This window comes from Ectobacillus sp. OTK (genome assembly GCF_059698935.1).
The window spans coordinates 1,649,290-1,672,398 of sequence record NZ_AP048547.1 but is presented as its reverse complement, the minus strand read 5'-3'; the positions used below and the strand labels follow the sequence as shown (position 1 = coordinate 1,672,398).

Genomic DNA, 23,109 nt, shown 5'->3' with positions numbered 1-23,109 from the left:
CCTCATCCTCTCATACTAAATCGGCACCCACATTGATTTGGCTCATATCACTTACGATGACAGCTATCTTCATTCCCTCTCTATTATGTAATACGTGATTCAACATTGTCGTTTTTCCAGAACCTAGATATCCGCTTAACGCAGTTACCGGTATACGCTTCATTATACTCTTCTTTTAAAACGTAATTATTACGTTTTATATTGTAGACGATAGTTTTCTATTCGTAAATGAAAAACTCCTGCATAATACATCTGTTCTTTAGATATTGTAGAATCATTTTCTAATCCCATTGACATTCCTCCCTTATATAAGGTACCTTTTAGTAATAAAACGTAATCATTACGTTTTATTACCGTATCTATAGGCAGAGGACTATTTTATGAATACTTACACATTTCAAAGACACCGCTGGCTTCGCAAAAACGAAGCCATGAGAGCTCTTGTACAGGAAACTTATCTACATAAGGAGGACTTAATTTATCCAATATTTGTAGCGGAAGGCGAACAGCAGTGCAAACCGGTGTCTTCTATGCCGGGGGTACATCAGCTGTCCTTGGACTACTTAGAAAAAGAACGAACAGAGGTCACACAACTCGGGATTCGTTCCGTCATTATTTTCGGTATACCGCAGAAAAAAGATAAAGAAGGTACATCTGCTTTTTGTAAAACCAGCTCTTGCCTACTTGGATATCATTCGGGATGTTCGCTCCCGTCATATTGTGTTCGCGCAGACGGATCGTTCTCCCCTTACAAGCTATCAAGGCAAATATCTTGGACAAATGAAGTCTGTAGGAACACAAATTGCATTTGATAAAAAAAATGAATTTCTGGATTAACGAGTGTTTATCAAGGTGTTAGAAGTGCAAATTATCCTTCCAATATCGTAGTATTATTTTTAATTTGTGGTCTGTGCGTACAATGGGTTTGGAAATATATTCTTTCTAATCGTGTGTAGGAGGAATAGTATTCCGTGTATTTTAATCCAGAAATAGTAAATTACAATATAAAGAATAGGGAGAGAAGAAACATGAATCAACAAACATATCGTTTCACATGTGGAAAGTTTAACATGCTCGCAATTTCGGATGGAGTCTTCCCTGTATCGCGAGAGTTCTTTTTTGCAAATACTCCAGAGGAAATAATCAAACTGTTTCCCAAAACATTTGGTGCTCCACTCAACTTCTTAGTAATTGATACAGGAAGCCAGTTGGTTTTAGTGGACACAGGGTTTGGAACAAATAGTATACCAGAGGCGGGTAAATTAATTCCAAATCTAAAGACCCAAGGTATCCACCCAGAAGATATAGATATAGTTGTCATTACTCACGGACACATGGATCATATTGGAGGTGTTTCAGAGAATGGAGTACCTTGCTTCCCGAACGCACAATACGTTATGAGAAGAGACGAATGGGAACAATGGACAAAAAATCCTGAATCAGCCGAATATAAAAAGTTGCTATCATTAAAAGATAAAGTATGTCTAATCGAATCGGATACAGAGCTTACTCCAGGTATCCATCTTGTGCACACTCCTGGTCATACAGTAGGACATCTTTCTGTCTCTATTTATTCAGAAGGACAATACTTACTAGTGGCCTCCGATATTTTAAATGATCCTTCTACTTTGCAATACCCACCCTCTCATATAGCTGCAGAGATGTCACCCAACATGGGTCATGAAACTAGAAAAAAATTTTTACAAGAGGCAGCAAATAAATCAGCACTACTATTTGTATGTCATTATCCATTCCCGGGGTTAGGACGTATTGTAAGGGAAAGATTAGGGTGGAAATGGATTCCTATAACTTAGGAGCATAAAGAAATAAGCTGATTTTGGTGAAGAATTAGCTTATTTTAGACTGTTGAAAAAATGGAGGTAGGAGTATGGGGCCAGACTTTTCTAAGGGGTTATTGCCGGCCATCATTCAAGCATATTAAGGGATGTAGTCAGCAATGAGCGAGAAATGAATTTCGGTTAGGTGATAGCTCAAGATGTACGGTGCCTTTCGAAGCCCCGCTTCAAACAAAGCGTAAGAGCATGACATGACAGGTAGTTCCCTGTCTCAATACAATTTCCTCCCAACAAAAACAGTTTGATTATCAAGATAAAAGCCTAATTACTTCACCAACTGGTCATGCTATTTGCAAATAAAGCAAAAAGTTTATTTTAATGCTTCTAAGGAAATATTATGGGGTGTAAAAGAAACTAGGAGGTATCTCAAAAAATGGAACACTCTATTCATACAGGAGAACACAAACACCATCATAGTATTGCTTGTGGCCATACTAAAATTCGTCATGACGATCATATTGACTATGTTCATAATGGTCATCTTCATCATGAACATGAAGGTCGTTTGACCGAATGTAAGATTCCAGTTAGTGAAACGAACCCGGCTGAATGTAAACCTATTTCTTGCGGTTGTAACCATGAAAACGATTGTGGACATGAAATGGTTCCTCATGGCGATCATATGGATTATTTAGTTAATGGAAGATTGCATCATGTTCATAATGGTCATTGTGATGACCACGGTCCAGTTGAAATTGTTACAATACAATAAACAATAAGAGCCTGCAATTTTATGTAGGCTCTTATTGTTTATTTACCTTTGTAAGGATACGCCATGTAGTCGGTCAAGATATAAATGAATTTTATCCTGCAGATAACTGAGCATATAATGCTTCAAAAATTAAACTACCTCTTTCTAATGCAGTTGTATCATCAGGACTTGTTAACCAAATTCCATCACATATGAAATCAAGTCCTGGTGCAATTGGCTCCAAGGTTACTTCTTGTACCGTATCCGCTTCATCTACAATGAGGGCAATTCGGTCAGCCATTAACGTATGAGCAGCGACGCGTCTTACAAGCACTTGGTTTTACGGAAGAAATTTACCTATAAATGTAAGAACAGGATAAGCCGTGGCGAAAAAAAATGAATGACGTCACGGCTATACGTGCTGGTGTTGAACACCTTTTCAAAAAAAGAGCGAAAAAGGTGACGAACTTTCTTAGTTAGGGTGCGAAATGTGAGGGTTAATATATAGATAGGAACTTTTTTCATAACTCCCCCTAGGTTGCTACTAACATTTTAGTATTGACTATATAACAACAATAATGAAAATACCTATTTAGCAGATAAAAAAATAGTATCCAACACTGTGACTGTGTGAACGTAATTAACCGATATAGTGCAATAAGCTTACTGCAACAAAAATACATAAAGCGCATAAAATGGACGTTACAAGCTGACGGGAAATAAGATGCAACGCCTGTTTATACCCCAATTCTTTCCACACTGTAAGCATTGTAACGAAGCAAGCAGTCATCGTTGATGCTACAAAAATGAGCAGAAATAATTGAGAATCTGTTAGTTGCGATAACAATTGCCCATTACCTTCATTAAATATCAGAATGCCGTCTTTTCGAATGATAGAAAATACTAATCCAGAAGCTGCTTCAGCTGGCAATTGTAATACCCTTAGTAAAGGCTGGAATACGACGGAAACATATTGGATCACATGAATATACTCCAAGGTAGCTGCAAAGAAGCAAATGATAGCGAAAATAGGCAATGCCTGTGTGCAAAACTGTTTGATATCACTTTTTAAACGAAACGATATTCCTTTCCATGTTGGCATTTGCAAGAAAGCTCTTCTAACAGGCAACAAAGCATGTGAATGCAAATTGCTCCTATACCAAAGCTTTGTATGGATGATACTTCCTATTACTAAAAGAAGAATATAAGGAAGGAACATCCACATTTTGTGAGCTGAGTTGAATACTGATAATGTGGCGCCAATTTGATAGCTGCAAGCAGATCCGAATGTAATAAGGGATACACATTGTTTACGAGTGCATACACTGCAGCTTCTGCTTTGAAAGACAGCTACAACATTGCACCCGAACCCTGAAAGAACAGGCATTAAATCCCGGCCGTGCAGCCCTATTTTTCGTAACAGAGGATCAAGGGAATCAATAATTCGATCTTTAATCCCCGTTTCATCTACGAGCGCAGTGCTGCATCCGATTAAAAATACGACAGGGAAAGCCCATATGAAGGAATAGATTCCAAGAGTAAATAAACCGTAATCCCCTGTAAGCACACTTTGAATAAACGGATGTGCGGGCAGAAAAAACTGAATCAATGGAGACATAACGAAATCATCTACAACAGATTGCATCCAGCTTGAAAACCAATAGGCAATGATGACCGGAAACAAAAACATGCTTATTAACGCAGCAACCGATAAAATTGGACCAACAAACGAGTGATCAAATAGAAGCTTATTAGGCTCGACCTTATCAAGCTTTATGCGTAATAATAACTGAACTTGCTCATCTGATAAATGGTTTTGTTCTTTGATTTTTTCCAATACGGCATGTATATGCTCGCGTTTCAAGCTTCTTGTATCTACAACAACGAGTGGTAATGAGTGAGATGTAATTTGTTTTGCGAGAGCTTGTTTACTGCTTGAGGTCATTTTATCTCCATACGTTACCACTATACTTACTGGCACAGGCTTATCTTGTACTAACGGGAGCAAAGATTGTATTTCTTCCTGAAAATGAGTTCCTCTTACAACCAAAACAATTTTGTCTGATTTATAAATCTCTTGTACAGCAATGTTGTTTGAAGCTGTATCAAAGTCTCTAATGCCAGGTGTATCTACTATATAATCCCCCCATACCCGCTGCACGTGTACACTATACGTCGTTCCCTTTACATTTGTTTCATATCCAGCATCGCTGCCGTCTAGTCTTGAGAACAGAGTAGTCTTTCCTGCTGATTCTAGTCCTATTAGCGCAATTCGTTTCGGGGAATGCTCATAAGCTAACACTCACACTTCACCTCGCAGCAGGATAGATCATCTAAGTACATATTATTTTGACGATACTTTTCAAAAATGGTTTCGTCATAGTCTATCTCAAGCCTATCAAGAATTTCCTTTGCCACAACAGCAAAACGTTGGCGAAACTTATAAATAAAGCAAAAAATCACTTCTTTTTGGCGCACGTGAGGACCAATAAGAAATAGATTCGGCTGTTTTACAGATTCATCATATTCATTTAAAGCCGGCAGACCATCGTCTCTCCAGTCAAAATACTGGCCGATTTGCTTCGCCCCTGAATGAAAACCTGTCGCTAAAATAGGCTTTGTTTCCGTTGTATGAGTCGCTCCATTAGAAAGAAATAATGTGTATCCTTCTGTTTCTTTCACAATCTTTACCACTTCACAATTCCCATTGAGATGGAGCCTTTTCGTTTTCTTTGCTTGCTCAAACCTTTCTAACGTAAAAGGGGAGAGCGATCGGCTTGGGTCTGCATCTTCTGAGTTCCACCACATCGTTTTAGAAAATAATGTTACTCTTTTCCCATTATTGATTAAGTGTGTTGCAGCATCGATGCCGCTCTCATAGCCGCCAATAATCGTAAACTCATCTCCGGATAACTCCTTCCAGGAGCTTACTTCACTATTGTGGACAGCGTGTTCAGCACCTTCAATACTCTGCTTATTCGGAAAATGGTATTCACCCGTCGCCCATACTACATGAGATGCTTCGACTGTTCCTTGCGTAGTTGAAATCGTAAACGTATCGCTAATGTATTCAACATTTTGCACATCTGTTTCTTCATATACCGGAAGCTCAAAGTGCTCAGCAAGCATATCTAAGTAGTCTCCGTATTCTTCCCCGCTCAAATGCTCTTTTTTAAATGTGTAAGCAGGTGATGTATCCGGCGTAATCGCATTTAAGTCAAGAAGGCCGAAGCCGTGACCCGTAAAAGATGGGGTGATCAATTTCATTTCTTTCGGCCATTTATAAAATGTCGCTCCGACTCGATCCTTTTCAAGAATCGCAAAATCGTGAATTCCTAGCTTTTTAAGTAAAATGCCAAAGCCAATTCCTGCAGGCCCTGCTCCTATAATGACTATTTTTCTCTTCAACACTGAACATCCTTTCTTAAAATATAACATTTAAATCATAATCATTACGATTTAAATGTTATATGTATGTATAGCAGTTTAGAGAAACAACTCCCTAGCTGTCATGATTTATATACTATAACTTAGCAGCCTCACCGAACTGGAATCTCCCATTTAAAAGGGTCGGAAAACGAAGTCCAGTCCCGATCATATTCCTCAGCGGTAAGTAAACAGCGATCAAGCGCGGCTGAAACAGCTTTAGGGTCTAAATCCGTTCCGATAAACACAAGCTTCGTTTGACGATCGCCAAATTCCGGGTCCCAGTCATCTAATACGTCAGGATTTTCGCGTATAATGTCTACTTGCTCCTGTTTTGATAAAGAAGCCACCCAATAGGAGGCTGGTTCTATCGTAATAGACGGTCCTGCTTGTGACACAAATAAAGAGATATTATTTCTTGTCGCGCACCAAGCAATTCCCTTCGCACGTACAATATTATCAGGCATAGAAGTAATCCAATTATGGAATCGCTCAGAATGGAAGGGAAGTCTCCGCTTGTATACGTAAGAAGAGATGCCATATTCCTCTGTTTCCGGAGTATGATTTTCGTGACCATGCAGCAGCTCCTTCAGCCAACCTGCGGATACACTTGCTTTTTCAAAATCAAAACGGCCTGTATTCAAAATTTCTTTTGGATCAACTTGCCCTTTCACCGTTCGAATAAGCTTTGCGTCTGGCTGAAGGGTTTTCAATACTCGTTCCAAGTGTATAAGATCTTCGTCAGGAACTAAATCACATTTATTCAAAATTAGCACATCACAAAACTCAATTTGGTCAATTAGCAAATCGGCAATTTTACGTGTGTCTCCTTCCCCTAATGCCTCTTTTCGATCAAGCAAGGTATCTCCTGAACGAAAATCATGCCAAAATCGATTAGCGTCAACTACGGTTACCATCGTATCTAAACGGCAAAACTTTGTTAAGTCAATATTTAGTTCCTCATCAATATAAGAAAATGTTTGAGCGACTGGTGTGGGCTCGCTAATTCCAGTCGATTCAATCACAATATAATCTATATTACCTGCTAGAGCCAACTTCTCTACTTCAATTAATAAATCTTCCCTTAGCGTACAACAAATGCAGCCGTTGGACATTTCCACTAACTTCTCTTCCGTTCTTGCAAGCTCACCGCCTTGCTTAATTAATTCAGCATCAATATTAATTTCACTCATGTCGTTGACAATGACAGCTATTTTTAGCCCTTCACGATTTTTCAAAATGTGATTTAATAATGTAGTTTTCCCTGCTCCAAGATAGCCGCTTAATACTGTTACAGGTATTTTTTTCATATAATCGCCCCCTTAAATCGTAATTATTACGATTTTTCGATTAGAAAATAGCTCTTCCTTATTGATGGCAGAGGTTTTTCATCACTTATGATCGAAATTAGACCGTTTTTATAGACTGCTAACAATTCGTTCTGCAGCTTGGCGGGCTCCAGAAATATTACGAGCTATCGGTCCCATTTCTAACTCGGCTAATGCTCCTATTACATATAAACTTGGGCCCCACTGCAATGATTTTGAAACAATAGGATATCCGCATTCGGCACAATGCAGGCGATGCTTCTGAATCATTGGTGTCAACCACTCTTTCCCTGGTAATGTTGGCTTAAAGCCTGTTGCTAGTAAAAGAGTGCCTGTTTGGTGAATTACATTGTCTTGATCATCATGTAATAGAATTTGGCCGTTGCTTAATGTCGCCCGCTCAGCACTTCCATCCACTACAGATAGCTTACCTCGTCGGATTTGATGCAACAGTTTGATATATAAATCACGTGGAATAGAGCCTTTATGACGTGCACCTATGATTTCCTCCCTCCGTTTCTTATAGCTTTCTAGCTTACGGAATGGCAGCTGATTTTTAGGACCTAACCAAGCAGGATCACTGTCAAAATCATGAAGGCGAAACGAATGCCGTTTGAATAGCGTTACAGCGTTTGGAAATAAAGTACTCAGTTTTAAGGCTAAGTGAACAGATGTAATGCCGCCTCCAATAATAGTGAAAGGATGTTTCAACTGTTCGAAGCCTGGAAAATCAGAATCAAAAATATGATATACGGAAGTGTTTGATTCTTTTTTTAATGTTTCTGCCCATTCAGGCCAAGACGGCTGTTCACTAATCCCTATAGCTAATACTAGATTTTGGCCTAGTATTTCCTGCCCATTGTCTAGTTGGACACTCCAACCATTCTCCATTTGATTGGCACCCCGTACACGCCCTTGAATCCAAGCTTCCTTTAGCAACAAATCTTCAATGATATGCTCACAATGTTCGTTAAATACCTGAAGAGAGGGCCGTTTAAACCTACCATAAAAAGCAGTATTCCAATCATATGTTTTATGTTTTACAAACGCTTGTAGACTAAGTGGTTCAACATCAAGATGGTGAACTACTGGAGAACGTAAATACGGCATGGAGATACTGCTTGTGCAACGTTTCCAGTTTTCAAGCGGTTCAGAGTGCGGATCCACAATGGCCAGCTCACTGATAGTTACTTTCTTTTGCTTAAGCAAAAAGGTAGCCATTGTAATACCCTGCACTCCACCGCCAACAATAACCCATTTATACATATGTATACGCTCCCTCCTCTTAAATCGTAAACATTTCGTTTTAAATGATAATAATTGATACTGTATCACTTTTTTTGAAAATGAACAAGTAACAGAAGATTATTTCTCAATCATGAAGGAAAATCTTGAAACGCTTAAAACGGCCTTACAATAACTTAAAAAAGAACACTTGTATAGATAAATAGTAAGAAGCCTACGTTTAGAACGTAGGCTTTGTTTTTTACTTTGTTTCGCGGTGCAGCGTCACTCTTTTTAATTTTGGGCAGTATTTCTTAAGTTCGATTCGTTCAGGGTTATTGCGTTTGTTTTTTGTTGTAATGTAATTACGCTCCCCAGTTTCTGTACATGCTAATGTAATGTTTACACGCATCTAAAATCCCTCCTAATAACATAACAGTATTATTTTGTAATTGTAAGACATGTCATTGTGTTATGTTAGATAAATCCTATGTACTCATAGTAATTCACCTTACACAAATCCAATTTATTACGATTTAAAAAGTATAAAAATACTTACAAATTGCTTCTTTGTTATCTAGTACTATATACTTGTGTATGGAAACCCATATAAATCGTAAATATTTCATTTAAAATAATGCAGCAAGTATTAAAAAAAGTCAATACATTTAGTTCTAGTGAACAGAGAAATTGTACACATAATTTTTATGGGCTTCAATTTATCATAAAATACTTTCCTCAACCACTGTAAAAGGAGCCCGACGATCCTAAGTGCAGACCAATTCTCTACATCTCTTTCCCTGTTAACAATTATATATATTTTCACTTTACATCCTAGAAACTACATGGTATATTTTAATTGTAAATAGGAATGATTACGTTTATGAAAAGAATTTTTTAGTTATTTCTCACAGTATCAAGGTAATAAGGCAAAAATCAGACAAACGAGTAAAACCGTATCGGGTGATACGGTTTTATTCATTCATCTTCAGACATTGCGTCATTACAAATTTGTAATGGCGTTTTTCATTGTAGAAATGATTGTGGACATGAAATGGTTCCTCATGGCAATCATATGGATTATTTAGTTAATGGAAGATTACATCATGTTCATAATGGTCATTGTGATGACCATTATCCAGTTGAAATTGTTACAATAAGCTAAATCTAAAAAAGGCTGCAAAGATTTAGTTGATTTTATCCCTAGCAGGCAGACCATCATAAAAGGTCTAGGTAGCCAGTGTGTTTCGGTATTCTATCAAGACGCACTGGCTTCACTTTTTTAGAAGCTTTCGTGATTGTAAAACAAAATGAAGAAGCAGTTTCAAAACGTAAAGGAAAACATGTAAAGAAAGAATTAAGAACAATTACGACACAAACGATTGACGACTTGTTTGAGAGGTTCTACCACGCCAAATTTGTTGAAGGAAGAGCTGAACGTACCTTGCATCAATATGAGGAGTCATGTATTTTCTCGACTACAAAGGTCTCAGCAGAAACATAGACACCATTACTATTACCGTAATTACGTAGTATTCATGAAAAACGAAACAGCACAGTTTGAAGATTATGCTTATAAGCCAAGTGAAAGCAAATCGGCCGGTTTCTCCCCTTCTACAATTAATACACGCCTAAAGACATTACAAGTGATGCCCCGTTTTCTAGTTGAAGAAGGATTGATTGAAGAGAATCCTTATTAGGATAGAATCGGATATAATGAAAATAAAAATATCAGCTGTGTATATAGGCTCTGGGAACGTTAATTATCTGAACGTGAAAGCCCTCCAGATCACTTGGTCAAGCCCCAAAATAATAGACAGGGTAAAAGCCCCCTGGGTTAGGACGTAAACTGACACCTGTATTCCACAGGTGTCAGTTTATTTAATTTTAATTGTGCTCTCTTTTCATTGTAAAAGCGTATATATTGTTGGATTCTCTTTTGCGCTTGCGCAAAAGTTGAGATATGATAGGGATAGATTGCTTCTGATTTCAAATGGGAAAAGAAGCTTTCTACACAGGCATTGTCAAAACAATTGCCTTTGCGTGACATGCTTGGTGTCCAGCCAAAACGCGCAAGCATGTCATGATAAGAGTTAGATGTGTACTGGTATCCTCGATCACTATGCAGGATGACGCCAGTCGCATCTTTTCTTTTTTTTCTTGCCTTTTTCAATGTTTGTAATACAAGATCAGTGTCGTTACGCAAACTAAAATGATAAGCAATCACTTCGTTATTAAATAAATCTAAGAGTACAGACAAGTAGCCCCACTGATTTCCTAATCGAATAAAAGATATATCCGTTACCCATTTCTCATTTGGTTTGTATGCGGTGAACTCCCGATTTAACACATTGTCCGCTACCTTATCTATGCCTAGCCGAGAAGATGTCATGTGGTTATACTTCTTGCGGATTCGTGCTTGAAGTCCGAGTTCCTGCATAACACGTAACACACGCTTATGATTTACGTTCCAAGCATATTGGCGTTCAAGTTCCATTTGGATACGGCGGTACCCATATATCCCTTTAAACTGCTGGAACATCTTCGAAATCGTTTGACGCAACTTTTCGTCACGAGGCTTCTGTTTTCGTTGTAAATAACGGTAAAAACCACTTCGTGATACATGGAGGACCTCGCAGAGATCTCGGACAGAATACATCTCCCGCAATGCTTCTATCACTTGATATTTCTTTTTTACACCTCCTCTTTTGTAATTTGGATCCACTTTTTTAAAATGGCATTTTCCATTTCTAACCTTTTGATATAACGTTCTTGATCTGTGTATGCTTCCTGTTTTCTACCTCGTTTATCAATCAAGGCCGATTCACCGTATTTCCGATATTGACGCATCCACACTTTAATCTGATCTTTATCTACAATCCCTAACTCCGCTGCAATGTCTCGCTTCAATTTCCCCTCCATTCGCATATGAATGGCTTTTAGCTTTGTTTCGAATGAATAGCTTTTCTTTTTCCTCATATAAAAATGCACCCCCAAGATACATACATAGATTACCCGGGGGTTTTATCTATGTCTATCTTAAGGGGTGCATATCAACTTGACCTGAAGGGCTTTTGTGTTCATATGAGAAACAAAAACAGAAGCACGTGCAGTCTGTTTATTTAATATTTCACAAGAAAAATTACTTATTAGCTATTATCAAGAATCTTTTAGAATTTGTACAAATTCCCTTTTTAGTTCGATTACTTTCAATGAAATAGAATAGGTACTTTTAGAGACAACAATTGAAAGTATGACTTAGCATGGGATTTCTTTAGCGCTGTGCGGTTTTCTTTTTTACATATACTCCATAAAATATTTACATTGAAATGCTATGATATGTATTGACTAAACAATACGGGGAGAGCTGTCGATGAAGTATCAGGACATTGTTATGTACAATAAAAAGTGTTATACGATTCTTTTCATCTACAAAAGCGGATTTGTAGAGATACAAGAAATTAATAGGAAGTTTTCCGTTGAGCTTGTTCCAATTTCAGCGCTTGAGACAATCAACGTAAGTAACTAAGCCATGGAGTTATTTTTTCTGTACGCTAATCGCAAGCAGCAACCGCAGCGCCCACCTGTACATGGCTGGGGAATCGCAGCGCAGCCTTTAACGATCCTCCTTGCCGATCTCTAGCCGCTGTTTTACGGTTGTTTCCTTATTCGCTGCCTGCTATGTTCATTCATACGGAAGGAATGATTGCTATTCTTTTTGTAGTTCTGAAAATAATCCTCATTATCTATAAGATAGCTTCTCTATTTTCCACAATAATTGTTCAGGAGTATTCTTTTCTATAAACGTAACTACATAGCTGCAATCATGTCTTCGATCCGTAAATGTGACTTTATGATTTAATGTCCATCCCAATTCCCTCAAATCATAAAAAAGGTTCTGTTCATCAGTATCAGATTCTCTAAAGAGTTTTTCTCTCCTGATTATTTGTTCGCCATATCTTCTCTTTATCCCTGAATAAATATCTATATGAGAGACTTCATGTTCGCAAACTTATGTATTTAATTCAACGACATGAACTCTTCGCAGTATTCACCAATTCTTTCAGCAGTAATGAGAGCCTCTCTAATAATTTCCTTGTATTCTTCACTAATTTCATAAGTGGGCAACTCTTTTCATATCGCTCCCTTTCCTTAAAATTGACTGCATATGCCTTATACGAGTTAAGAAAGGCAGAAGTTAAACTTATTTGCTATGAAATATATAGATTACATTTTCTGTACAGGGCGGGACGGCCTGGGGATATGTAAAATGCAGATCTTATATATATATCAATGTAGTAAAGAAGTAGTTGCCAACTATAAATCTATTATATTATCTAACTAGTGCCAATTAAGTGCAGATGTACAAAAATTTGTTAGATTTTGAGCATTACAATCATATTTTTTGATGAACTATGTTTAAATGAAAATTAGCAAATACAGGAAAAGCAGTAGGGATGGTGATTTATTTCATGGATAATGAAAAAGTTTTAATTATTGAAGACGAAACAAAAATTGCAAGAATCATTAAATTAGAGCTTGAACATGAAGGGTACAAGGTCGAAACAGCCGAAACCGGCATAACAGGACTTGAAAAATTTAATAACGATCAATGGAACCTTGTGTTATTGGATGTTATGTTACCTAAGTTAAACGGGATGGAAGTGCTTCGAAGAATTCGGGCTTCAGGGAACATGACACCGATTATCTTATTGACAGCAAGGGACTCTATTCCTGATAAAGTAAGCGGGCTTGATCATGGAGCAAATGATTACATTACAAAGCCGTTTCAAATTGAGGAATTGTTGGCAAGAATCCGTGCATGTTTACGAATCAATCAAATGATGGAGAAAAAGACAGACGAGCAAATATTAACTGTTGCAGATTTAAAAGTTGATAAAAAAACACGAATGGTAACACGTGATTCCACAAATATTGACTTGACTCCTCGAGAATTTGATTTACTTGTTTATCTATTGCAGCATCAAAATCAAGTTCTAAACAGGGAGCAGATTTTAACGCATGTTTGGGGCTTTGATTATTATGGGGAGACAAACGTCGTGGATGTATATATTAGGTACTTGCGCAAAAAAATTGATTATTCCTTTGATTCTCCACTTATCCATACAGTGCGAGGAGTTGGATATGTTATAAAGGAGTAATATTTTATGAATATCCGAAATAAAATCCATTTGTTTTCAACTGTTTGGCTGCTCGTGATCAGCCTTACAATTAATACATCCATCTATTTTTTATTTTACAAAATTACAACGGACGATAAATTAGATCACGTTCGTTTACAAGCTGAAACGATTGCTGGAGCAGTGAAATCTGCTGCGAATCACATGATTGTATACGATATTTTGAAAGTACGCTTACCATTGAATGGAATGATTCGTGTTGTGAATGAGGACTCACATCCCATTATGAACATTACAAAGGAAACGGTATTTACAGAGCTTGAACCAACATTTAAAAATTCCCAAACAGTTGAATTGAAATCAGTCAATGGAGTTCAGTATGCCATTGCGAGCTTTCCGATCATATGGCACGATGGAAATATTGTGATGTTAGAAGTTACAGAAAGTTTGGCATCTACATATGAAAGTTTGAAAATTTTGAGGCTCGTGTTAACTGTCGCTTCACTTGTTGTTCTGATTCCATCATTTTTAGCCGGCAGAATGCTAAGCAATATCATTTTAAAACCAATCAATTCAATGATTGAGACGATGGAGGAAATTCAACGAAAGAGTATATTTAAAAAGCTTGAGCTAAAAACACAATCAAAAGATGAATTATACAAATTAGGAAGTACGTTTAATAAGATGATGGACATTTTGGCAAAAAACTTTGAAAAACAACAGCAATTCGTTTCTGATGCTTCTCATGAATTAAAAACACCGTTAACTATTATTGAAAGCTACGCAAGTATGCTGAAACGATGGGGGATGAAAGATCCGAACCTATTAGAAGAATCTGTGGAGGCAATCTATTCAGAAGCCGTCAGAATGCAAGAAATGACAAAGCAAATGCTCATGCTTGCAAATCATGATGCAGAATGGAATTTAGATATAAAACAGGTGGACTTTGTTTCCCTTAGTAACGAGACAAGTAAACTGATTAAAAGTGTTTATGGCCAGCACATTTCTGTATACACTCGACATGATAGAGTAGTAGCAAATGCAGATGAGCAAAAAATGAAGCAACTGTTGTTTATCTTACTTGATAATGCGTTAAAATACAGTACATCATCTATTGAGTTATATGTTGGATATAAGAACGATCACGTTTTTTTCACTGTGAAGGATCATGGCATCGGCATACCGAAAGAAGATATCGCACATATTTTTGATCGCTTCTATCGGGTCGATAAAGCGAGAAACCGGGAAACTGGCGGGACTGGGCTGGGCTTATCAATTGCAAAACGAATTGTAGATTCTCATAGAGGAAACATAGATGTTGTTAGCAAAGAGGGAGAAGGAGCAAGCTTTACTGTAACTTTACCGAAATAACCAATGGTTTCTCATTAATTTTTAAGGGGAAATGTCATTTTTATATCGAAAGAAAACTCTCTTATTAGGTGAAATCATATGAACCCAAAAAAAATTGTTTTTCTTTTCAGCTTTCTAGCAATTGTGTTCATTGTTGCTGATGTTCAGCAAATATTTGCAGATAGAGACCAAAAGATGCTGACTGCTGCAGAAGTAAAAAAAAGCATTCAAACAAAATACCCAGGAAAGATTGAGGATATAAAGCTTAGTGAAAAAACAGGAAATAAAATATATAAGGTAGATTTGCAAGATCAAAATAGGGTGTATGCATTACAAGTAGATGCTTATTCAGGGGAGATTTTACATTTAACACAATTGAAAAAAGATACATCTGAGACTTCAGCAACCATTGAAAACGAAGAGATTGTCTCTTTTTCTTCTGAAGAAACGAAAGATGAAGAATTGTCCGAAAGTAAGGCGTCCCTAGTAGCAATTAGTTTAGATAGAGCAAGAGAAATTGCCCTTTCTAAAGTAAAAGGAACATTCAATAGCATTGACTTAGAGAATCACAATGGTTCTTTTATATACGAAATAGAAGTTGAGACAAATAAAGAAGAAGAAATAGACATACAAATCAATGCTCATACAGGAGAAGTTCTTTCCATATCGTGGGCTGATTGATCTTTCCATTTGAAGTGAAATGAAAGCAAAGAAGAATTGAGTAAGCGATCAAGATCGAAACAGTAGAGGGAGAGTCTAGAAGTTATAGGGCACTCCCTTTTTCTTTGATTTCTAAAAGAATTCTCATCAAATTCTAATGTTTCTATTATTTCCCTTTAATTTAGAAGCTTTAAGGTGGAATTAGGCTTAAATAAAAGGAGGATGCTCAGGAATCTATATTTTTATATAGCTTTTTTGCAGAATACTTGCTTTAAATTTTTTAAATTAAGAGAAAAGATAAAGGAATAGAAAGGGGAAAAACAAATGTCTATTATTTCTAGAATCTTAGATTACAACAATACTTTTGTAGATCAAAAAGAATATAAAGAATTCCATACCACGAAATATCCAGACAAAAAACTAGTCATTTTAACTTGCATGGATACCCGCTTATTGGAATTGCTGCCAAAAGCAATGGGATTGAGAAATGGAGATGCTAAAATTATTAAAAATGCTGGAGCTGTTGTCTCTCACCCTTTTGGCAGCATTATGCGCAGTATTCTTGTAGCCATTTATGAATTGAAAGCTGAAGAAGTGTGTGTGATTGGACATCACGGGTGCGGCATGGTAGGCCTTCAATCTTTTTCCATTCTTGAGGCTGCAAAGAAAAATGGAGTTAGCGAAGATCGAATCGGTACCCTATCGAATGCCGGTATTGATTTATCTGCATGGCTGACAGGCTTTCAATGCGTAGAGGAGAGTGTCACAAATAGTGTCCATTTGATCAAAAATCATCCTTTAATGCCAGATAATATTGCCGTTCACGGTCTGGTCATCCACCCAGAAACGGGTAAATTAGATCTTGTTGTAGATGGATATAGCAATGTTAATCCTGAAAACAATGAAATACTCAGTATGTAAAGGGAGGATGTTATAAGTGATTACCTCTAACAGGTTTTATGGATACAATCTAGGTCATTTTCGGAAAGATCTCGTTGCCGGATTGATAGTTGGAATTGTGGCGATTCCTTTAGCAATGGCTTTTGCCATTGCTTCCGGGGTGAGACCGGAGTATGGAATCTACACGACGATTATCGCCGGAATTCTTGTTTCTCTTTTAGGCGGTTCCAAATATCAAATTGCGGGTCCGACTGGAGCGTTTGTTCCTATCTTATTTGGAGTTGTCATGCAATATGGATATGAGAACCTGTTAATTGCCGGGTTTATGGCAGGGATTATCCTCATTCTGCTGGGAGTTTTCAAACTGGGGAGATTTATCAAATTCATCCCCCGTCCTGTTACGATTGGGTTTACTGCAGGAATAGCAGTTATTATCTTTTCCGGGCAAATTGCGAACTTTTTAGGGCTTCGCAATGTTAAAAAACATGAAGAGTTTCATTTGAATATGAAGGAAATCGTCATGAATCTGGAAACGATCAATATATACAGCGTGATAACTGCCTGCATTTGCCTAGCAATTGTTATCTTAACGCCAAAGTTTTTCCCGAAGATTCCTGGAGCGTTACTGGGGCTGAGCGTATCCAGTTTAGTGGCTATCTTCTTCTTCCCTAATCAAGTAGCAACAATTGGTTCGACTTTCGGGTCGATTCCAAGTCAATTACCTAGTTTTCAATTTCCTGATATTACATGGGAAACGATTGTCATGCTTTTTCCTGCTGCTTGTGTAATTGCGATGCTGGGGGGAATTGAATCTCTTTTATCCGCCCTTGTAGCGGACAGTATGACGAACGGCAAACATAACAGCAACAAAGAACTGATTGGACAAGGGGTAGCCAATATTGCTGCAACATTATTTGGAGGAATTCCTGCCACAGGAGCGATTGCAAGAACGGCTACCAATATAAAAAATGGGGCAGTTTCTCCTATGTCTGGAATCATACACGGACTTGTTGTGCTGCTTGTGCTGCTGCTTTTAGCACCGTATGCATCTCATATTCCGCTGGCAAGCATGGCGCCTATCTTAATGTTCGTAGCATGGAATATGAGCGAACGAAAAGAATTTGTACATGTGCTAAAAACCAAAACGGCCGATTCTGCAGTGCTAATTGTTACTTTTCTTCTGACCGTTTTTACCGACCTTACAACAGCTGTTGGAGCTGGATTGCTCTTAGCCGTTATTGTATTTGTGAAGAAAATGAGCGAGGCTCTAATCATTTCGAAAGTACTGCCGGATCCATCTGATAAGCTGGTAAAATCCGAAATCGTTGAAAAAGGCTCTAACTGTCCTCAAATCAGTATTTACACAATCGAGGGCTCCCTATTTTTTGGATCCACTGAAGTATTCGAAAAATCGATTGAGAATATTATCCAATCTAAGCCAAGGGTGCTGCTATTACGCATGAGTAAAGTTTCCTTTATTGATACCTCGGGGGAAGCTATGCTTTTGAATATTGCGAAACGATTCAAAGAACAAAATAGGACCATTCTTATATCCGGCATTCAACAACAGCCAAAGGAATTGCTTTGGAGAACCGGATTGCATCAAGAGATCGGAGAAAAATACTTTTTTGACCGTACAGGCGACGCACTCAACTACGCATTGGCACAATTAGAGACTAAAAAGTGTATAGGTTGTAAACAGTTTGCTTTTAGCGAATGCTCCAAGTTGTCCCAGCAAACAGTTAAGACCAACCAAAAGGAAGCAAAGCTGCTTATGACATAATGGCGGCATGCACATTTTTAGAGGATACACTGCTTTATCCAAACTGTAGTGTAATGCTGAGCAAATTAACAACTTGAATTTAAATTTTTCTGCGTTACAGGATTTGTATAAGAAAACATAGAATACCCTGTAAACCCATTGCTACCCCCCCTTGATCAAGGGGGTTTTTTCGTCAGAATCCAAAAAGGAAGCCTTAAAATAGGCTTCCCTGGTAAAAATTATTGAAATTTTTTATTAGTTGAACAAACTGCTTAATAGCTAACTCTGTTTTTGAAGTTGTCTATATCGTGAGCATTTGTAACAGCCCGTTGATCAGGATTTAGAGACAAGGCATTATATAAGTAATAATTTGCGAGGTTTGCAGATATAATAGCAGATGGTCTATAACCAAGCGTACTATAGTATTTGATTCCTGTATTAATACTCTCATTGGTTCCGATATAAGCTAATTGGCCGGTATGCATGTCGGACACTCCATTTAGCCACTCATTTTCAAAATAAAGATTTTTGACATATTTATTGTATAGGCCATTTTTGTTTGCATTCCACTGAGCAGCAGAAACACTGACTTTGCTAATAGGAAGTGCATTGAATGTATAAACTCCACTTATAGTTGATTTGCCAATAGCTCCGCCGTACACCAATACACTAGGATCATTTAACCATCTGGCGGCACGAATATCTAAATCCATTTTGGCTGCCAGCCAGCCTCCTAAAGAATGCCCCGTAAAGTACCACTTATACCCTTGATATTTTTTGAATTTTTGGTAAATGTAGTTCACATAGAGCTGTGCTTGATATTCTTGTCCCGGCGGTATTGCAGAAACGGCTTTTCCAGCTGCAGTATAATCATACATGTCATTGCTTCCAGTGAACACGATAAATAATTTCGACCTGCCTTCACTAACAACTGCAGCTGCACTAAATCCTGTCTTCTCAAACTTTTGCGTTTTCCCCGGCTTTAGTGCTCCCATGGGATGCCTTAACGTACCGTCACTGTCGATATGACTATTAATATCAATATAATCAATCACTTTAAACCTTGGAGTACCAGAAGCATACTTACCATAAAGGGCAATAAGCTTATCCTGAAGGGCTGACTTTCCGTTATACACCTCATCTGATAACGTATAATACAAACCGTTGGGATTGTCACTGTAAGCTGCTTGAGTCGGTGTTACCAATGAGGAGGAGAAAAGAGTGAACAAAAGAACTACTAAACTAATTTTTTTTAACAGATGTTTCCTCATAATATAATGAACCTCCTTTTCCATTTGTCTTCATCTGTAAATATCATCGTACCGTTTTCATACAATCTTTTGAAGTGTAAAGATAGCTCCATCATTTAAATTGTAATTCCTACAAAACGTGTGCCGAATCATCCGCAGGTGAAGTTTTTCTATTCCAATGCCCTTAATCCGATTTAGTCTTCTAAAGGCTTCAGCAGTACACAATTCGCCGTATGTATTGTAGAACACGCGTATTTGCATTCATCAAAATAATTGCATATTCCCTTGTGGCACGGAAATCTTTTCCTTTCCAGCCCTTTGCAATTTGTAATGGAATGCGGGTTCAGGATCTAAAGCACCTGTTACTTTGAACCCCTACATTTCCTGTTCCTCCGCTTTTAATAAAACTGTTGCGGCTACACTATTTCCTTCGTCTGTAGTACTTTTATTAAAATTAGATTGAGTTTTCTCTTCCTGCTCTTCATCCAACAATAGGATAGTCGGTATTTCTATACTGCTTTTCTTCTCTTCATTGGTTGACAATAGAGTTGTCTCTACTGCATGTTCATTTTTAACGGCAGAATGTAAATGCGCTGTTGCTTCTAGTATTCTAGTTTCATCTAATGTTTTTGTTGCCTCTACTGCCGCTGGTTGAGGAGTTCCCGTACTCTCTAACAGCTTTTCTGTTTCAACGCTGTGAATAGGCTGCTTAATAGCTTTAGCCGAAGGCTTAAATATTGCTCGAAGCAACAAGACCACTGAAACAATTATTCCAATGATACCGATTACTACCATGACCATAGCTTTTGATAGCATTAGGTTCAACACCTTCCTATTTTATCCATCCTTTTTCTTTAAGCTCTAAAATAAGTTTATGGAGTGGAACGATTTCAGGGGTATTTGTTCCATCTGGACTGTTTTTTACAGCCAATTCATAATATTTCACGGTTTTATCATAGTTTCTATCGGCTATTGGTTTTTGATTTTCCATTTCTATATAGAGCAATGCCAGTTGTACGTAGCCTGTATGGTTATTCGGGTATAATTCAATCATCTTTAACAATACCTTTTCGCTTTCACTGTACTCCTGCATGAGCTGGTAGATAATGGCGATATTTAAATAGATATACGGCCTCTGGTATCCTTGGTCTAACAAGAATTGAAACTTTTCAATGGACTTTACAAACAAGTCACGATTGTTGTCCTCATAAACTGCTTTATCATGATAGGCTTCCGCGAGCAGTTCTGTAACAATGACATCATTCTTATTTTTTAGTTCGCTGCTAGCTTTTTCGAGTACAGCGATTCTTTGATTAACGTTATCATCATGTAATTCTTTTTGGAAATGTTTATATAAGTTTGCTAAAGCAATAAATGATTTATATTTTATGGTTTCATTATTGCTGGCTGCTAGTGCTTCCTTAAAGCTGTTAAGGGCATCATTATAGTTTGATTGTGCAGCCTGTATCTCACCTGTAACATAGAGGTTCAACGCTTTGTCTGAATCCAGTTTTTGGAGCTTTGCCAAGGTTTCATTTGCTTTTTGGAAATCACCCGATCTTGCATAGCTTATTGATAGATCTCTATAATATTTAGAACTTCCATTAGACAGGCTCTTGGCTTTCTCAAAACCTTGGATTGCTTTCTCATAATCCTTCATTTCAAAGGCTGCTGTACCTATTAAATAGTACATTTCACTGTCTAGTTCACTGTCCGCTACATTTTTAAATACTTCGTTTGTAATGTAATTGATAGCCTCTTCATATTTCCCTTCTACAATAAGAGATCGCGCAACCTGCCGATACGCACTAATATTGTCAGGCATTAAATCCATTGCTTTTTCTAGCTTTTCTTTCGCTTGCGGAAATTGTGATCTGTCAATATTAGCAGTTGCTTCACTAACAAGATTGTCATATGCGAGTGCTTTCTCTTCCCTAAGTTGATCGATTCCGGCGAGTGTTAAATAGCTGAAAAAAGTTAAAGAAGCGACTAGCCCTGACATCTGAATTCTTTTAGCCAGACGTTGTTTTTTATACGATTTGGAAAGCTTCTCGATATTTTTTAAATCTTGTAATAAAGAGATTGCATTTTGATACCTCTGATCAGGGTCTAATTTTGTACATTTTTCGATAATGTACTCCAAACCTTCCGAAAGGTTCGGGTCTAAACTTCGTATAGGTAAAACCCCGTAAGGTTCCTCATAAGGACGCTTGCCGGTAACGGTATGAAATAATGTTACCCCTAAACTGTAAATATCACTTCGCTCATCTGTTTGAGCGGTTCCCCCTTTCTGCTCAGGCGCTGCATACTCTTCAGTTCCCAGATACATTGTATCGCTTTTAGATTCAACCTTATATTCACGCGCAATACCAAAGTCAATTACTTTAATGTCATTATTGGGGGTTACCATTAAGTTTGAAGGTTTCATATCACGATAAATAATAGGGTGAGGCTTTAATTTGTGCAGGTAATTATACACCTCACAAATTTGCTTTGCCCACTCTATTACCTGTCGTTCAGAGAATCTTTGTCCGTTAAGCAGCAGTTTATCAAGGGATGTTCCTTCAACGTAATCTAATATGATGTAAATATAATTATCATCTTCTACGATATCAAAAATTCTTGGTAAGGAAGGGTGATTTAGCTTTTTCATGATATTGGGCTCAGCTAAGAAATCAATATTTCCGTTTGTATGCTTACTTACCTGTTTGATGGCCCAATGATTACCTAGATTAGTATTTTGAACAAGATAAACTTTGCCCATTCCACCTTCGCCAAGGACGTCTATTATTTTATACTTTCCGTCAAAAATTTTATTTATTTCCAATTCCATTTTATACCTCCTGGGCAGAAAGGGATCAGTTGAACTTTTCTATAAGATTAATCCCATAAGGAATCATAAAAGCCCCTATCTCCATAAGATCTGTAATTGATGTTATCTTTGTATTCATTACCACCTTAACGGTTTTGTCTGATATTTCTAAATCCTGAAATTGAATTGCTTTAGGAAGATCCTTGAATAAAACCATTTGATCACCCACTATTTCTACAGAAGGAATATCCTCTAAGTTGATTCTACTCAAAATGAGCGAAGACGGCAGAGGCAGCCTGCCCATTTTACTGTCAATGACTTGTAGAGATAGCACACCATCTGAAACCTTTGGCTTTAATTCAATGATATATTGAGTTTGAAGGAACCCTAACTTCTTATTTACATGTAACTTAATAAGGTTCGGTTTAAGTTCAAGTTCCATTTCCTCTATCTCATGATCCGCAAGATGAATTTGATTTTTAATAAACTCATTCAAAAGTTTTTCGGAAAACCGATAGTTGATTTGAAATTCTGATTGACTAAGTTGCACAACTAAATCTTTTCCCTGAACACCTTTAAGCAGGGATTGAAGAGTAGTACTTTGATACTCAGTTTTTTCAATCTCCTTTACTGGAGAAATCAGGTAAATAAATACACCAAGCAAGCATAAAAGCAAGCTGCTAATTAAAACATATTTTTTCATTGACAA

At 37.4% G+C, this 23,109-nt stretch carries 22 protein-coding genes and 2 pseudogenes; 11 read left to right on the top strand and 13 right to left on the bottom strand.

The window, feature by feature from the left end; genetic code table 11:
* Positions 1 to 13 precede the first annotated feature (13 nt).
* Positions 14 to 163: pseudogene (locus AC6HZ4_RS08155) on the bottom strand (GTP-binding protein); the annotation flags it as partial.
* A 217-nt stretch (positions 164 to 380) separates the two neighbouring features.
* Here AC6HZ4_RS08155 and AC6HZ4_RS08150 point away from each other — a divergent pair.
* From AC6HZ4_RS08150 to AC6HZ4_RS08140, 3 genes and pseudogenes are all read left to right on the top strand, one after another.
* Positions 381 to 665, top strand: a pseudogene (locus AC6HZ4_RS08150) (porphobilinogen synthase); the annotation flags it as partial.
* A 363-nt stretch (positions 666 to 1,028) separates the two neighbouring features.
* Positions 1,029 to 1,814 carry an MBL fold metallo-hydrolase gene (locus AC6HZ4_RS08145; protein ID WP_497494485.1) on the top strand — a complete coding sequence of 262 codons (786 nt, stop codon included), beginning with the start codon at positions 1,029 to 1,031 and terminating at the stop codon, positions 1,812 to 1,814.
* 415 nt (positions 1,815 to 2,229) lie between these two features.
* Positions 2,230 to 2,568 carry a hypothetical protein gene (locus AC6HZ4_RS08140; protein WP_497494484.1) on the top strand — a complete coding sequence of 113 codons (339 nt, stop codon included), beginning with the start codon at positions 2,230 to 2,232 and terminating at the stop codon, positions 2,566 to 2,568.
* Positions 2,569 to 2,659: 91 nt separating this feature from the next.
* On the opposite strand, the gene AC6HZ4_RS08135 is transcribed toward AC6HZ4_RS08140, so the two are convergent.
* The 6 genes from AC6HZ4_RS08135 to rpmG form a co-directional block, all read right to left on the bottom strand.
* Positions 2,660 to 2,881 (bottom strand): chromate resistance protein ChrB domain-containing protein, encoded by a 222-nt coding sequence (locus AC6HZ4_RS08135; protein ID WP_497494483.1) that lies wholly within the window; start codon positions 2,879 to 2,881, stop codon positions 2,660 to 2,662.
* A 306-nt stretch (positions 2,882 to 3,187) separates the two neighbouring features.
* Entirely contained in the window at positions 3,188 to 4,849 is a 1,662-nt protein-coding gene (locus AC6HZ4_RS08130; RefSeq protein WP_497494482.1) for a nucleoside recognition domain-containing protein, read from the bottom strand.
* Positions 4,843 to 5,958: an NAD(P)/FAD-dependent oxidoreductase gene (locus AC6HZ4_RS08125; RefSeq protein ID WP_497494481.1), complete on the bottom strand. Its 1,116-nt coding sequence runs from the start codon at positions 5,956 to 5,958 to the stop codon at positions 4,843 to 4,845. The genes AC6HZ4_RS08130 and AC6HZ4_RS08125 overlap by 7 nt, the downstream gene beginning before the upstream one ends.
* 128 nt (positions 5,959 to 6,086) lie before the next feature.
* Entirely contained in the window at positions 6,087 to 7,283 is a 1,197-nt protein-coding gene (locus AC6HZ4_RS08120; RefSeq protein WP_497494480.1) for a GTP-binding protein, read from the bottom strand.
* A 108-nt stretch (positions 7,284 to 7,391) separates the two neighbouring features.
* Positions 7,392 to 8,567, bottom strand: coding sequence for an FAD/NAD(P)-binding protein (locus tag AC6HZ4_RS08115; protein WP_497494479.1), 1,176 nt, complete (start codon positions 8,565 to 8,567; stop codon positions 7,392 to 7,394).
* A 220-nt stretch (positions 8,568 to 8,787) separates the two neighbouring features.
* Entirely contained in the window at positions 8,788 to 8,937 is a 150-nt protein-coding gene (gene rpmG / locus AC6HZ4_RS08110) for a 50S ribosomal protein L33 (protein WP_379949439.1), read from the bottom strand.
* A gap of 882 nt (positions 8,938 to 9,819) precedes the next feature.
* Between rpmG and AC6HZ4_RS08105 the strand changes: the two genes are divergently transcribed.
* Both AC6HZ4_RS08105 and AC6HZ4_RS08100 read left to right on the top strand, forming a co-directional pair.
* Positions 9,820 to 10,029, top strand: coding sequence for a hypothetical protein (locus AC6HZ4_RS08105; RefSeq protein ID WP_497494478.1), 210 nt, complete (start codon positions 9,820 to 9,822; stop codon positions 10,027 to 10,029).
* Positions 10,030 to 10,063: 34 nt separating this feature from the next.
* Positions 10,064 to 10,225, top strand: coding sequence for a hypothetical protein (locus AC6HZ4_RS08100; protein WP_497494476.1), 162 nt, complete (start codon positions 10,064 to 10,066; stop codon positions 10,223 to 10,225).
* Positions 10,226 to 10,362: 137 nt separating this feature from the next.
* Here AC6HZ4_RS08100 and AC6HZ4_RS08095 read toward each other — a convergent pair whose 3' ends face one another.
* Positions 10,363 to 11,205, bottom strand: a complete 843-nt coding sequence (locus AC6HZ4_RS08095; RefSeq protein WP_497494475.1) for an IS3 family transposase — start codon at positions 11,203 to 11,205, stop codon at positions 10,363 to 10,365.
* 14 nt (positions 11,206 to 11,219) lie between these two features.
* A complete protein-coding gene (locus tag AC6HZ4_RS08090; RefSeq protein WP_497494474.1) occupies positions 11,220 to 11,504 on the bottom strand; it encodes a helix-turn-helix domain-containing protein in 285 nt (94 codons plus the stop codon).
* A gap of 394 nt (positions 11,505 to 11,898) precedes the next feature.
* Here AC6HZ4_RS08090 and AC6HZ4_RS08085 point away from each other — a divergent pair, with 394 nt between their 5' ends.
* The 6 genes from AC6HZ4_RS08085 to AC6HZ4_RS08060 all read left to right on the top strand — a co-directional run bounded on the left by AC6HZ4_RS08085 (position 11,899) and on the right by AC6HZ4_RS08060 (position 18,359).
* Positions 11,899 to 12,054, top strand: a complete 156-nt coding sequence (locus tag AC6HZ4_RS08085; protein ID WP_497494473.1) for a hypothetical protein — start codon at positions 11,899 to 11,901, stop codon at positions 12,052 to 12,054.
* 943 nt (positions 12,055 to 12,997) lie between these two features.
* Entirely contained in the window at positions 12,998 to 13,687 is a 690-nt protein-coding gene (locus AC6HZ4_RS08080; RefSeq protein ID WP_497494472.1) for a response regulator transcription factor, read from the top strand.
* 6 nt (positions 13,688 to 13,693) lie between these two features.
* Complete coding sequence (locus AC6HZ4_RS08075) at positions 13,694 to 15,037, top strand: sensor histidine kinase (RefSeq protein WP_497494471.1); 1,344 nt, start codon at positions 13,694 to 13,696, stop codon at positions 15,035 to 15,037.
* A 78-nt stretch (positions 15,038 to 15,115) separates the two neighbouring features.
* The gene (locus AC6HZ4_RS08070) at positions 15,116 to 15,697 is read left to right on the top strand and encodes a PepSY domain-containing protein (RefSeq protein WP_497494470.1); all 582 of its coding nucleotides are present in this window, start codon (positions 15,116 to 15,118) and stop codon (positions 15,695 to 15,697) included.
* Positions 15,698 to 16,000: 303 nt separating this feature from the next.
* Positions 16,001 to 16,597 carry a beta-class carbonic anhydrase gene (locus AC6HZ4_RS08065; protein WP_497494469.1) on the top strand — a complete coding sequence of 199 codons (597 nt, stop codon included), beginning with the start codon at positions 16,001 to 16,003 and terminating at the stop codon, positions 16,595 to 16,597.
* A gap of 16 nt (positions 16,598 to 16,613) precedes the next feature.
* Positions 16,614 to 18,359 carry a SulP family inorganic anion transporter gene (locus tag AC6HZ4_RS08060; RefSeq protein WP_497494468.1) on the top strand — a complete coding sequence of 582 codons (1,746 nt, stop codon included), beginning with the start codon at positions 16,614 to 16,616 and terminating at the stop codon, positions 18,357 to 18,359.
* A 251-nt stretch (positions 18,360 to 18,610) separates the two neighbouring features.
* Here the strand turns inward: AC6HZ4_RS08060 and AC6HZ4_RS08055 are convergent, their stop codons facing one another.
* The 4 genes from AC6HZ4_RS08055 to AC6HZ4_RS08040 form a co-directional block, all read right to left on the bottom strand.
* Positions 18,611 to 19,609, bottom strand: a complete 999-nt coding sequence (locus tag AC6HZ4_RS08055; RefSeq protein WP_497494466.1) for a lipase family protein — start codon at positions 19,607 to 19,609, stop codon at positions 18,611 to 18,613.
* A 354-nt stretch (positions 19,610 to 19,963) separates the two neighbouring features.
* Positions 19,964 to 20,404, bottom strand: coding sequence for a hypothetical protein (locus AC6HZ4_RS08050; protein ID WP_497494464.1), 441 nt, complete (start codon positions 20,402 to 20,404; stop codon positions 19,964 to 19,966).
* Between the two features lie 16 nt (positions 20,405 to 20,420).
* Positions 20,421 to 22,421: a protein kinase domain-containing protein gene (locus AC6HZ4_RS08045; RefSeq protein ID WP_497494462.1), complete on the bottom strand. Its 2,001-nt coding sequence runs from the start codon at positions 22,419 to 22,421 to the stop codon at positions 20,421 to 20,423.
* A gap of 25 nt (positions 22,422 to 22,446) precedes the next feature.
* Positions 22,447 to 23,103 carry a hypothetical protein gene (locus tag AC6HZ4_RS08040; protein ID WP_497494460.1) on the bottom strand — a complete coding sequence of 219 codons (657 nt, stop codon included), beginning with the start codon at positions 23,101 to 23,103 and terminating at the stop codon, positions 22,447 to 22,449.
* Positions 23,104 to 23,109: the final 6 nt, after the last annotated feature.

Bases quoted from the DNA above. Each gene is read 5' to 3' on its own strand.
- AC6HZ4_RS08145 (WP_497494485.1), top strand. From the start codon at position 1,029: ATGAATCAACAAACATATCGTTTCACATGTGGAAAGTTTAACATGCTC.
- AC6HZ4_RS08140 (WP_497494484.1), top strand. From the start codon at position 2,230: ATGGAACACTCTATTCATACAGGAGAACACAAACACCATCATAGTATT.
- AC6HZ4_RS08120 (WP_497494480.1), bottom strand. From the start codon at position 7,283: ATGAAAAAAATACCTGTAACAGTATTAAGCGGCTATCTTGGAGCAGGG.
- AC6HZ4_RS08115 (WP_497494479.1), bottom strand. From the start codon at position 8,567: ATGTATAAATGGGTTATTGTTGGCGGTGGAGTGCAGGGTATTACAATG.
- rpmG (WP_379949439.1), bottom strand. From the start codon at position 8,937: ATGCGTGTAAACATTACATTAGCATGTACAGAAACTGGGGAGCGTAAT.
- AC6HZ4_RS08100 (WP_497494476.1), top strand. From the start codon at position 10,064: ATGAAAAACGAAACAGCACAGTTTGAAGATTATGCTTATAAGCCAAGT.
- AC6HZ4_RS08090 (WP_497494474.1), bottom strand. From the start codon at position 11,504: ATGAGGAAAAAGAAAAGCTATTCATTCGAAACAAAGCTAAAAGCCATT.
- AC6HZ4_RS08085 (WP_497494473.1), top strand. From the start codon at position 11,899: ATGAAGTATCAGGACATTGTTATGTACAATAAAAAGTGTTATACGATT.
- AC6HZ4_RS08080 (WP_497494472.1), top strand. From the start codon at position 12,998: ATGGATAATGAAAAAGTTTTAATTATTGAAGACGAAACAAAAATTGCA.
- AC6HZ4_RS08075 (WP_497494471.1), top strand. From the start codon at position 13,694: ATGAATATCCGAAATAAAATCCATTTGTTTTCAACTGTTTGGCTGCTC.
- AC6HZ4_RS08070 (WP_497494470.1), top strand. From the start codon at position 15,116: ATGAACCCAAAAAAAATTGTTTTTCTTTTCAGCTTTCTAGCAATTGTG.
- AC6HZ4_RS08065 (WP_497494469.1), top strand. From the start codon at position 16,001: ATGTCTATTATTTCTAGAATCTTAGATTACAACAATACTTTTGTAGAT.
- AC6HZ4_RS08055 (WP_497494466.1), bottom strand. From the start codon at position 19,609: ATGAGGAAACATCTGTTAAAAAAAATTAGTTTAGTAGTTCTTTTGTTC.
- AC6HZ4_RS08050 (WP_497494464.1), bottom strand. From the start codon at position 20,404: ATGCTATCAAAAGCTATGGTCATGGTAGTAATCGGTATCATTGGAATA.
- AC6HZ4_RS08045 (WP_497494462.1), bottom strand. From the start codon at position 22,421: ATGGAATTGGAAATAAATAAAATTTTTGACGGAAAGTATAAAATAATA.
- AC6HZ4_RS08040 (WP_497494460.1), bottom strand. From the start codon at position 23,103: ATGAAAAAATATGTTTTAATTAGCAGCTTGCTTTTATGCTTGCTTGGT.